At 46.9% G+C, this 10,947-nt stretch carries 12 protein-coding genes and 1 pseudogene; 12 read left to right on the forward strand and 1 reads right to left on the reverse strand.

From position 1 onward, the window contains the following. From H5T41_09995 to H5T41_10035, 9 genes and pseudogenes are all read left to right on the forward strand, one after another. Window positions 1–315 (forward strand): transposase (locus tag H5T41_09995; GenBank protein MBC7109094.1); only part of this gene is annotated, 315 nt, incomplete at its 5' end. Window positions 316–495: 180 nt separating this feature from the next. Further along, complete coding sequence (locus H5T41_10000; protein ID MBC7109095.1) at window positions 496–1,278, forward strand: ABC transporter permease; 783 nt, start codon at window positions 496–498, stop codon at window positions 1,276–1,278. 33 nt (window positions 1,279–1,311) lie between these two features. Next, window positions 1,312–2,355 carry an ABC transporter substrate-binding protein gene (locus H5T41_10005; protein MBC7109096.1) on the forward strand — a complete coding sequence of 348 codons (1,044 nt, stop codon included), beginning with the start codon at window positions 1,312–1,314 and terminating at the stop codon, window positions 2,353–2,355. A gap of 75 nt (window positions 2,356–2,430) precedes the next feature. Continuing rightward, entirely contained in the window at window positions 2,431–3,228 is a 798-nt protein-coding gene (locus H5T41_10010) for an ABC transporter ATP-binding protein (protein MBC7109097.1), read from the forward strand. Further along, window positions 3,218–4,021, forward strand: coding sequence for a glucosamine-6-phosphate deaminase (locus H5T41_10015; GenBank protein ID MBC7109098.1), 804 nt, complete (start codon window positions 3,218–3,220; stop codon window positions 4,019–4,021). The genes H5T41_10010 and H5T41_10015 overlap by 11 nt, the downstream gene beginning before the upstream one ends. Before the next feature lie 2 nt (window positions 4,022–4,023). Continuing rightward, a complete protein-coding gene (locus H5T41_10020; protein MBC7109099.1) occupies window positions 4,024–5,073 on the forward strand; it encodes a Gfo/Idh/MocA family oxidoreductase in 1,050 nt (349 codons plus the stop codon). 15 nt (window positions 5,074–5,088) lie between these two features. Beyond that, on the forward strand, window positions 5,089–6,270 hold the full coding sequence (locus H5T41_10025; GenBank protein ID MBC7109100.1) for a 4Fe-4S binding protein: 1,182 nt from the start codon (window positions 5,089–5,091) through the stop codon (window positions 6,268–6,270). Window positions 6,271–6,339: 69 nt separating this feature from the next. Continuing rightward, window positions 6,340–6,611 (forward strand): annotated as a pseudogene (locus tag H5T41_10030) (SDR family oxidoreductase). 10 nt (window positions 6,612–6,621) lie between these two features. Beyond that, on the forward strand, window positions 6,622–7,428 hold the full coding sequence (locus H5T41_10035; GenBank protein ID MBC7109101.1) for an SDR family oxidoreductase: 807 nt from the start codon (window positions 6,622–6,624) through the stop codon (window positions 7,426–7,428). Here the strand turns inward: H5T41_10035 and H5T41_10040 are convergent, their stop codons facing one another. Further along, window positions 7,429–8,424 (reverse strand): C-terminal binding protein, encoded by a 996-nt coding sequence (locus H5T41_10040; GenBank protein MBC7109102.1) that lies wholly within the window; start codon window positions 8,422–8,424, stop codon window positions 7,429–7,431. Window positions 8,425–8,487: 63 nt separating this feature from the next. On the opposite strand from H5T41_10040, the gene H5T41_10045 reads away from it, so the two are divergent. The 3 genes from H5T41_10045 to H5T41_10055 form a co-directional block, all read left to right on the forward strand. Then, a complete protein-coding gene (locus H5T41_10045) occupies window positions 8,488–9,255 on the forward strand; it encodes a glucose 1-dehydrogenase (GenBank protein ID MBC7109103.1) in 768 nt (255 codons plus the stop codon). A 72-nt stretch (window positions 9,256–9,327) separates the two neighbouring features. After that, on the forward strand, window positions 9,328–9,984 hold the full coding sequence (locus H5T41_10050; GenBank protein MBC7109104.1) for a bifunctional 4-hydroxy-2-oxoglutarate aldolase/2-dehydro-3-deoxy-phosphogluconate aldolase: 657 nt from the start codon (window positions 9,328–9,330) through the stop codon (window positions 9,982–9,984). A gap of 13 nt (window positions 9,985–9,997) precedes the next feature. Beyond that, window positions 9,998–10,947: sugar kinase (locus tag H5T41_10055; GenBank protein MBC7109105.1), on the forward strand; the 950-nt coding region annotated here is incomplete at its 3' end.

Here is a 10,947-nt window from a genome sequence, read left to right on the forward strand (position 1 = left end):
AAGCTTCGGGAGCGCTGGGGCGTAATCTATCCCAAGATCGTGGCCCGCTGGGAGGCCAAGGCTTATGCCCTTTTGGCGTTTCTTCGTCATCCCAAGCCCATTAGGCGGTATCTTTACACCACGAATCAACTGGAACGGTTGGCGAAGGAGGTGAAGCGGCGGATGAAGGTGGTGGAGGTGTTCTGTGGAGAGGAGGCGGTAGAAAAGCTTTTGTACTTGGTTTTGAGTCACTTGAACGAGGCATGGGGGGCGAGGAGACTTCGGGGATTTGCGGAAATCGAGACGGGAAGCTATCATGTTGACCAGACACAATAGACGGGACACTATGGTCATCAGGTCCGCCTTTGTATATCGGCAACCAAGTTTATGAGGAATCGATGACCCTTTCGGTAACACTTTCAACGAGGCAGTTCGCCCCCTTGACATCCTGAGACCGTCGGGGTATTATATATCTTAAGAAGATTTGATTTAGTCAAAAAACTAAAGGAGAGGTTTATGCGTACATTTGCCAATGTCTGTAAAAATGTTGCCTCATATGCACTGCCTTTCCTAGTGTTATTGCTGTTGTGGCAATTGATGGTTGATGTGTTTAAATACCCCAAATTTATACTTCCGTCTCCGGCTGTTGTCATTAACGCCTTGTGTGACATTGCCCGGTGGAAATGGCATACTCACATTGCTGTTACAGCCGCTGAAATGCTGGGCGGTTTCCTGCTCTCGGCCGGAGTGGGTATTATTTTGGGCATGCTAATCGCAGCCTCAAGTTTTGTTTACAAGTTAGTAATGCCATTTCTTGTCTTCTTTAATTCCCTGCCGAAGATTGCTATGGCTCCCCTTTTTATTATATGGCTCGGCTACGGTATAATTCCTAACATGTGGATTTCGTTTTTTATTGCCTTCTTTCCTGTAGTTATAGACACCGCTGCAGGCATCCGCGCAATTGACCCAGAAATGTTGGATTTGGGGCGTCTCTTTAACGCCTCACGTTTAAAGATATTTTTGCATGTTTGCCTACCTAACGCTCTCCCACATATATTTGCAGGATTAAAGGTCGCTTCTACATTTTCTGTGATCGGTGCTATCATTGGCGAATTTATTGCGTCCACAAAAGGACTCGCGGGTATAATTATTCAGGCGCAGACTATGCTAACAACTGAAGCAATCTTTGCTGCATTAATATGGATTTCGGCTTTGGGCCTCGGCTTATTTGGCTTTGTCTCGCTAATGGAGAGAGTGTTTACCCCCTGGGCAGAAGCTTGGAGGACAGCGGGGCGTTAGTTTAAAAGGCTGCAAACTAAAGGAGGTGGCTTTATGAAGTACAGGATTGAAAGGGTATTTGTGGCATGTGTACTTATAATGGCGTGCGTCCCTGGTCTCGCGCTTGAGACGCTTACCGTAAGACTTAACTGGATCCCAAATCAAGCCGATCACACCTTTTATTTCGTTGCTATTGAAAGGGGGTATTATCAAGAAGCAGGGCTCGAAGTAACTGTTGAACGTGGAAGTGGCTCCCTAGACGCAGTTAATCTTGTGGCTGCTCGTAAAATTGACATAGGTGTAGCCGACGTTTCGACTGCGCTAGCAGCACGGGGGGAAGGAGCTCAAGTTGTTATAGTTGCCGTAATATTCCAAGACAGTCCTTTCACATTTTGGACACGAAAGGATACCGGCATCACCACACCGAAGGATTTTGAGGGTCGCACTATTGGCGCTCCCCCAGGGGATTCTCAACGCGTCTTCTTCCCTGTTTTTGCAGCCGTTAATGGAATCGACCCCGAAAAAGTTATATGGGTGAATATGTCTGCAGGGGCAAAGATTCCTGCTTTGGCCGCAGGACAAATTGATATCGAGGGCAACTATTGGGGTACATATCCACTCCATGTTCAGGCTATCGGTAAAGATAACCTGGGATGGTTTCGGTGGCCAGAGTGGGGTGTTAACCCTTACTCCCAGGCTCTAATAGTTCACGAGGACTTTATAAAAGAACGACCTGAGACACTCAGAAAATTTTTGGATGCCACGTTTAGAGGTTGGCGATGGGCGATCTTACACCCTAAAGAAGCTATATTGATGATGCAAAAATATTTCCCCGAAGTAGATGTGGACCTGTTGTTAGAGTGTTGGCCATATTATGAAGATCTGATGGACACGCCGATTACTCGTGAGCACGGACTTGGCTGGATTGACAAAGCCCGAATGGAATATACTATCAAGCTTGTGAACGACATAATGAAGCCAACATCTCCGGTAATTGCTGAACAAGCGTACACGACCGCATTTCTACCTCACTATACATGGCCATATCCCGAAGAATTTCCAGAAGATTATCCGTTTCCTGAGCGTCTTCGCCGTTAATGCTACCCAAAAAGAGGGGGAGAGACTTTTCTCTCCCCCTTTTGTTTAAAGTTCCGCGAGTTTACAGGGGGTCATATGGCAGAACATGAGGAGGCATTTGTGAAGGTTACAGACGTTTATAAAACATACACTACTAGCAAAGGACAATTGCGAGCAATTGAAGGTTTGTCTTGTTCAGTTAACAAAGGAACTTTCATCACAATTGTTGGGCCAAGCGGGTGTGGAAAATCCACGTTTCTAAAGATTCTTGCGGGACTTTTGCCTTACGATGCTGGCGAAGTAATAGTCGACGGGACAGTTGTTCAAAAACCGCTCGGGAAAAAAGTAGGTATGGTGTTCCAAAAACCGTTGTTAATGCCATGGTTACGAGTTATTGACAATGTGCTTTTTCCTTTAACTATTCTCGGCGAAAAAGCAACTAATTACAAAGAGAAAGCCATGGACCTGCTTGAAATGGTGAGAATCAAGGATTTTGCTGATCGATATCCCTTTGAACTCTCAGGCGGCATGCAACAGAGGGTAGCCATATGCAGAGCTCTTATTTATGATCCTGAGCTTTTGCTAATGGATGAACCGTTTGGAGCCCTTGATGCGATGACGCGCGACATTTTGAACCTTGAGTTGCTACGACTTTGGGAGACGAAGCGTAAAACCATTATCTTCGTAACTCACAGCATTCAAGAAGCTGTTTTCTTGGCAGACCAAGTGTTCGTTATGACTAAGCGTCCAGCCAAAATTAAAGAAATAGTTCCGATAGACCTTCCACGCCCTCGCTCTATGGAAGCGAAAGGCCAATCTAAATATGGTGAATATGTAGTGTATGTTTATAAACTTTTACAACATGAATTTAAGGAGGGGAAACATGAATTATAACATTGTGCCACCGGTAAAAAATCTGCGCATAGATTGTTTAACAGTAATGATATATAACACTCCAAAGGAATTAGGCTACGCTGCAGCAACTATGGCTGCGTACCACATTCGCAACTTTCTTTCTTCACAGCCTGAGGTTAACATAATGTTTGCTGCAGCACCATCACAAAATGACTTTTTAGATTGTTTAGTAATGCTACCCGAAATAGATTGGACTCGATGCAATGCCTTTCATCTTGATGAATATCTTGATCTGCCGACCAGTGCACCACAAAAGTTGTGTGCTTATTTGGAAAAACGGGTTTTTACTAAAGTTAAAATTAAACAGATGTATTATATAGATGACGGCATCCTAAACACTCCCGAAGAGATGTGTGCGCGCTATGAAAAACTACTTAATACACACCCTACAGATATAGCTTTCCTTGGGGTCGGCGAGAATGGGCATATAGCATTCAACGATCCACATGTTGCGAATTTCAATGATCCACATAAGGTCAAAGTTGTAACGATCGATGAGGTGTCTCGTAATCAGCAAGTGCGTGATGGGTGCTTTAAACATCTGGAAGAAGTACCTAAAAGAGCCATCACAGTAACTATCCCTGCCATAATGGCAGCTAAAGCCATTATATGTGTAGTTCCGGGCTTAAGAAAGCAAGAGGCCGTCAAGCGTATGTTACTCGGTCCTGTAACACCTGAGTGTCCTGCCTCGATATTGCGTCGTCATCCGAATGCAACCTTGTTCTTAGATATTGATGCAGCAAAACTTATCATCGATGAAATGAAGGTGTGAAAATGGCTGCCAAAATAGGAGTAGGCATTGTTGGAGCTGGTTTTGCTGGACGCCTTCACGCAGAAGCATATCGTCGCTGTCCTTCTGCTATTCTAATCGCGATTGCCAGTCCAAATCCTTTGACGCTAGAAAACTTTCAAGCCCAGTTTAATATTCCTCATGCATATACTAATTACGAGGAACTTCTTAAAAGAAAGGACATAGAATTGGTTAGCATTAGTGTGCCAACTTTTCTACATAAAGATGTTGCCATAGCTGCTATGCAACAGAAAAAACATGTTGTGTGCGAAAAACCCTTAGCCCTTAATAGTGCTCAAGCTGAGGAAATGCTCGCTACGGCAAAAAGGGAGGGTGTTTTGCTTATGTACGCTGAAGATTGGATATTTGCCCCAGCTTTACGCAAAGCTGTCGAAATTTGTTCTGAAGGTGCGATTGGCGACGTCTTAGTTGTGCGCGGAAAGGAGTCCCACAGCGGTTCCCACTCCAAATATGCAAAAAGAATTGATTACTGTGGCGGCGGAGCTCTAATACATTTGGGGATCCACCCTATAGGTTTTGGTTTATATTTCTTCGAAAAGAGGCCTCGCCGTGTTTTAGGAGTTATGACTCCAGGTGGAAATGCAAATCTATTGCACAAAGATATTGAAGGCGAAGATTGGGGTATTGGCGTTATAGAATTTGAAGATGGAAAAATATGTCAAATAGAAGCCAACTATATTACACGAGGCGGCATGGATGATGTCGTAGAGTTTTACGGCACCGAGGGAGTAATCAAGGTAAACCTTACTCAGGGATCGCCTTTACTAGTGTTTAGTCGTGTAGGTTTGAAATACACCGTTGAAAAAGCCGAACTTACAACGGGATGGAGCTTTCCCGCGGTTGATGAATTTCGATCACTAGGCTATCAAGATGAAATTGAGCACTTTGTACAATGTGTACTTAAAGAGAAGGAACCTCAGAGAGGCGTAAGAGGCATTGACGGAATGCGCGCGCTTGAAGTGCTTGAAAAAATTTACGAATCTGCTAAGCATGGCAAAGTAGTGCATATGTAAACGGAGGTGATGAAGATGACCAGTGTAAGGTTTGTAGGCGTAGAATTCAAAAATCCATTTATAGTGGCTTCTAGTCCATTGACTGCAAACATTCAGTTATTACAACTTGCTGAAAAATATGGTGCAGCAGGAGCGAGTGTAAAACTAACTATGCGAAAACCTCCTTTCAAAGGCCAGCTTCGCGCAATAGTCGTTCCAGGTTTAGGAATGATCCATGCTTCTGAAAGACGTCTTGGTTTAGAAGAGGGTTTACGTCTTGTTGCTGAAGCTAAAGAGAAAACGTCTTTAGTTTTGTTTGCTAATATAACTAGTGAAAGCGGTTCTTTAGACGAATGGGTATACCTTGCTCGGCGATTTGCGCAAGCAGGTGCGGATTTTATAGAAGCCAACCTCTGTTGCCCAATGATCGGTCTTGACCAAGCACATGCTGGGATTAATCAGCACAATCTACGCGGCGGTGCAGTGACAGGAGAACATCCGGAACTTGTTTTCAATGTAGCTCGTGCAATATCTTCAGAAGTATCAGTCCCCCTGGTGTGTAAGCTTACACCCACAGTATCCAACTTGGCGGAAGTTGCGCAAGCAGCGATGGAAGGAGGAGCTATAGGGTTGCACGTGTTTGGTGGTCCATCCCTTGTCCTGCCCCCTCTAGACCTCGATCGCGGGGGTATACCTTTATATCCCCTTTTGGATGGGGCATGTTATGGTTTTTTAGCAGGTCCAGCTATTAAATTTGCCTCATATAAACGCGTAGCAGAAGTAAAATCGGCTGTAAAAGCCCCAGTAATTGGTTCTGGAGGAATTATGACATGGCGAGACGCTGTCGAAATGATGATGTGGGGGGCCGATTTAATTTCTGCATGTGCTGCCATTATGATAAACGGTTTTGAAGTAATAACGCATATTGTGAATGGAATAGAACGGTATATGCAAGAAAAACAACTTTCATACTCAGATATAGTCGGCGCGGCGCTAAAATTTTTAAAGCCAACCTTTCAAGTTCAAGTAGTTGAAGGATATGCTGTTGTAGACGAAGCCTTGTGTACCGGGTGTGGCAGATGCGAAAAAATAGGTCATTGTTTAGCAATTTCCGTAACCAATGGGGTTGCGAGGGTAGAAAAAGCGTTGTGTATAGGATGCGGTATATGCCGCTCATTATGCCCGCAGGGTGCTATAAAACTGGTTGAAAAAGCATGAAAAACGATAGCTATGGCAGCTCACACTTTCAATCACAAAGGATGGTAGGAATATTGCTTTCACTTTTTAATGGCCGTGGCGAATGCTTGCATCCAATCCTTGGCCCGGGAACTCGCTTCGTTTGGGATCACTGTAAGCACTGTAGCACCTCACGCCATCGAGATAGAATGGGCGCGGAATGGACTAAAGAACAACGCAGAGTCATTATTTCTCAAATCCCTTTGGGCAGGCTTGGAAAACCCGAAGAAGTTGCTGCTGCTGTCGTGTTCCTGGCTTCTCCTGGCGCATCGTTTATAACCGGCGAAATTTTAGACGTGAATGGAGGATATCTGATGGACTAAGGAGGCTACAATGTCTGGTTTAAAAGATAAGGTAGCCGTAATAACAGGGGGCGGAGGTGTCTTACCTTCAGCTATTGCTGAAGGCTTGGCTAAAGAGGGGGTGATCTGTGTTCTTTTGGATATCGCCGAAGACAAAGCCAAAGCCGCCTTGAATAAAATCCAGGTGGCTGGAGGAAAAGGTCTGGTTATAAAAGCAGACGTACTTTCACGTAGAGATCTTGAGCTGGCCAAAGAAGAAGTTCTTAAAACTTTTGGTCGCGTTGATTTTTTGATTAACGGTGCAGGCGGGAATCATCCGCGTGCTACTACTTCCGCGGAACTCTCTTTCTTTGATCTTCCTGAGGAAGCAGTTCGGTTTGTTTTTGATCTTAACTTTTTTGGCACATTTTTTGCAAGCCAAATATTTGGAAAATTAATGGCGGAGGCGAAGTCAGGGGTCATACTAAACATAGCTTCTATGGCCTCTTTTCGTCCGCTAACCAGAACCCCAGCTTATTGTGCAGCGAAAGCAGCGGTGGCTAACTTTACCCAATGGCTGGCAGTTTATATGGCTCAAGAATATTCCCCTAATATCAGAGTCGTGGCTATAGCTCCTGGGTTTTTCATCACAGACCAGAACCGATACCTTTTAATAGGCGAAAAGGGTGAACTCACGGAGCGAGGCCGTCAAATTATTACTCATACACCAGCGGGCCGCTTTGGGGTACCGGAAGATTTGATTGGGGTAGTGAAGTGGCTTCTCTCACCAGAAGCTGCTTTTGTTACAGGCGCGGTAATTCCTATTGATGGAGGGTTTTCTGCCTTTTCAGGCGTTTAATTAAGCATGGCGAAAATTCTTTATAAGTTCGCGATTGACCAGGCCCTCGGGTAGTAGTCCATTTAAGGCGCGGCCAATATCGCGCGCGATCTTTGTACGGAGTTCAACTTGCGATTCCTCTGAATACCAAGCAACATGTGGAGAAATAAGCACTTGGGGCATTTTGAGAAGAGGATTGTCAAGGCTAGGAGGTTCAGGTTCAGTTACATCTAGACAAGCTCCAGCAAGACGTCCCTCTTTAAGCGCTTGTACTAGGGCGAACTCGTCCACTACCCCTCCTCGGGAAGTGTTGATAAGGCAGGCTGAAGGCTTCATTTTAGCTAGCGTTTCAGCATTTATTAAATGACGCGTACTGTCTGTTAAAGGAACATGAATTGAAAGAAAATCGCTTTGAGTAAGCAAATCTTCAAGATCGACTCTTTTTACTCCTTCATCAGCAAAAACTTTGTCTGGAACGTAAGGATCATGCGCGATCACAACCAATCCAAGCACTTTAGCCTTCCTAGCCACAAGACGAGCGATTTTGCCAAAACCCAAAAGCCCAAGGACTTGGCCTTTTAATCGATGGATCGGTCGTCCTGTCTTCCAATCCCAGACCCCTTGACGAGTTTCCTCAGCATAGTGAACTATGCGTCGCGCCCAAGCAAGCAGCATGGCCAGAGCATGATCGGAAACTTCTTCCTCACAATAAGAGGGCACATTGATCACCGCTATTCCACGAGCAGTGGCAGCTTGAACATCGATGTTGTCCACACCAATTCCATACCGCCCAATGGCTTTACATCGCTGAAGGCTTTGAATCACCGCTTGTGTTATCGGTGCATACTGAGAGATCAGAGCATCAGCGTCTTTTGCCAAAGCTAACACCTCGTCCGGAGTTTTACATTGGCTTGGAATTACTTGGGCATCCCATTCAGCTAGTTCTTTTTCTTCGATGGAAAGATCAGGATAATTGCAATCTGTTACAACTACTTTCCACCTTCTTGCCTTGCTCATAGGCATCCAACAACAATTATACTACGCACTAGTTAATTTGACATAAGCAAAAGGGGGTGTTGAATGCAGAGATTTTCTTTGGCCGGAAAAGTAGCTTTGGTCACGGGCGGTGGACGCGGGTTGGGCCGAGCCATTGCCTTAGCTTTGGCTGAAGCAGGAGCAAAAGTAGCTGTTGTTAGCCGAAGTGGCGAAGGTTTGGCCGAAGTCGTTGACGCGATCGAGCGGCTGGGCTGTCAGGGCCTAGCCCTCACTGGGGACGTGGCTATTCCGTCAGAATGCAAAAGAATTATGCAACACGCTGTCGACCACTTTGGCCGGTTAGATGTGCTCGTAAATGCTGCTGGTGTAAACCGCCGCGTTGCTTCTGTAGAGGTAAGTGAGAGCGACTGGGACTGGATTGTAAATACCAACTTAAAAGGAACATTTTTCATGTGTCAAGCTGCAGGAAAAATCATGATAGCTCAAAAGAAAGGAAGCATAATAAACATTGCTTCTCTTCTCTCGGCCGTAGGAATCCCCACGCTTGCCCCTTATGCGGCTTCAAAGTCTGGTGTTTTAGGAATAACCAGAGTTCTTGCGGCTGAATGGGGACCCTATGGAGTGAGGGTAAACGCTATTGCTCCCGGATACTTCCGCACTCGTATGACGGAAAAACTTTTTGCTGATCCAGCCTGGACAGAAAGACTTATTAGCCAAGTTCCTCTTGGACGTGCCGGGACCCCGGATGATTTGGCCGGAATCGCTGTATTCCTAGCCTCTGAAGCCTCTGCATATCTTACCGGACAGGTGATCTACGTGGACGGCGGTTATATGTGCAGCCGACCAGTCTAGTTTTGAAAAAGACAAAAATATGTTGTCAAAAAGTAAACTTGGCTGTAAAGTTCCTCCTAAAAGGAGGGCTCTGTGAATAGCTATGATGTGGTTGAACAGCTGACACGTGCAGGAGCGTTAGGAATCATTCGGATTCAAACTGCGGAAGATTTGATCAGGATTGCAAAGGCTCTACACGAAGGTGGCCTTCCATGTTTGGAGATCACCATGAACACACCCGGAGCACTCCGCGCTATTGAAGAAGCCCAGGCAAAGCTTCCCGATGTCCTCATGGGCGCAGGAACAGTGCTGGATGCGGCAACCGCCCGCCAGGCCATCTTGGCCGGGGCAAAATTTCTTGTCACTCCTACCGTGAAACTTGACGTCCTGGAGATGGCCCACCGATATGGAGTCCCCGCGATCATCGGTGCCATGACTCCCACGGAGATCCTTACCGCTTGGGAAGCAGGGGCTGCGATGGTGAAGGTGTTTCCTGCGAGTGTCCTCGGCCCGAGATACATCCAAGAGGTGCACGGCCCCCTTCCTCAGATCCCACTCGTTCCCACAGGCGGAATCACCGCGGAGAACGCTGGCGAGTTCATCAAAGCTGGCGCGGCCATGGTTTGTGTGGGGTCCTGGCTTGTGGATAAGAAAGCCGTGGCCGAAGGTCGCTACGAAATCCTCACCCAGAGAGCCCATGCCCTTATGGAAGCGGTAAAGCGAGCGCGTGAGGAGCTCCGCGAAAAATAAAAAGGAGGCGCAGATGCCCTACGATCTTGTAACGTTTGGAGAAACGATGATTCGTCTCTCTCCTCCGAACTTTCAGCGTCTAGAACAGACAAAATCTCTTGATGTGAATGTTGGTGGGGCGGAATTGAACGTGGCCGTGGCTGCCCAACGGTTGGGACTCCGCTGCGCTTACGTCACGCGCCTTACCAACAACCCCTTGGGCCGAATGATTGCCAATAAGGCCCGGGAACAGGGAGTTGACACGTCTCATATCGTTTGGACCGATGGCGATCGCGTTGGCCTCTATTTCGTGGAGTTCGGAGCTAGCCCCCGGGCAAGCTCCGTTCTTTACGATCGCCAAGACTCAGCTATGGCCAAAATCCAGCCCGGGGAAGTGGATTGGGACAAAATCTTTTCGCAAACAAAGGCCTTCCACACTACCGGAATCACCCCAGCCCTCTCCCCCTCCGCGGCAGAAGCTACAAAGGAAGCAGTGAAAAAAGCCAAAGAACATGGAGTTTTCGTTTCCATAGATCTCAACTACCGCGCCCGCCTCTGGAGCCAAGAAGAGGCACGACGAGTCATGACCAAACTCGTCTCTCAGGCAGACGTTCTCATAACCACTGAAGAGGACGCGGAACGGGTGTTCGGGGTGAAAGAAGAATCCTTCGAGAAGGTAGCCGAGCGCCTGAACCAGATGTTCAGGAACCTGAAGGCAGTGGCCATCACGATCCGCGAAACGCCTTCCGTTTGGCGCAACACTTGGACCGCTTTGGCCTATAGCGACGGCCAGATCTTCCGCGCCCCAGTGTTTGACCTGGAAATCGTCGACCGGGTAGGTGCAGGCGACGCCTTTGCCGGTGGCTTCCTCTTCGGTTACCTCACGAAAGATGTGCAGACCGGGCTCAACTACGGCGTGGCTATCTCCGCCCTCAAGCAGACCAACCCCGGCGATTTTGTGTGGGCGACAAAAGAGGAGTGCGA

It is taken from the genome of Methanomassiliicoccales archaeon, from assembly GCA_014361295.1.
In the GTDB taxonomy this organism is placed as follows: domain Archaea; phylum Thermoplasmatota; class Thermoplasmata; order Methanomassiliicoccales; family JACIVX01; genus JACIVX01.

Excerpts from the sequence above, each read along its gene's own strand:
- H5T41_10000 (MBC7109095.1), top strand. The coding sequence starts at position 496 with ATGCGTACATTTGCCAATGTCTGTAAAAATGTTGCCTCATATGCACTG.
- H5T41_10005 (MBC7109096.1), top strand. The coding sequence starts at position 1,312 with ATGAAGTACAGGATTGAAAGGGTATTTGTGGCATGTGTACTTATAATG.
- H5T41_10010 (MBC7109097.1), top strand. The coding sequence starts at position 2,431 with ATGGCAGAACATGAGGAGGCATTTGTGAAGGTTACAGACGTTTATAAA.
- H5T41_10015 (MBC7109098.1), top strand. The coding sequence starts at position 3,218 with ATGAATTATAACATTGTGCCACCGGTAAAAAATCTGCGCATAGATTGT.
- H5T41_10020 (MBC7109099.1), top strand. The coding sequence starts at position 4,024 with ATGGCTGCCAAAATAGGAGTAGGCATTGTTGGAGCTGGTTTTGCTGGA.
- H5T41_10025 (MBC7109100.1), top strand. The coding sequence starts at position 5,089 with ATGACCAGTGTAAGGTTTGTAGGCGTAGAATTCAAAAATCCATTTATA.
- H5T41_10035 (MBC7109101.1), top strand. The coding sequence starts at position 6,622 with ATGTCTGGTTTAAAAGATAAGGTAGCCGTAATAACAGGGGGCGGAGGT.
- H5T41_10040 (MBC7109102.1), bottom strand. The coding sequence starts at position 8,424 with ATGAGCAAGGCAAGAAGGTGGAAAGTAGTTGTAACAGATTGCAATTAT.
- H5T41_10045 (MBC7109103.1), top strand. The coding sequence starts at position 8,488 with ATGCAGAGATTTTCTTTGGCCGGAAAAGTAGCTTTGGTCACGGGCGGT.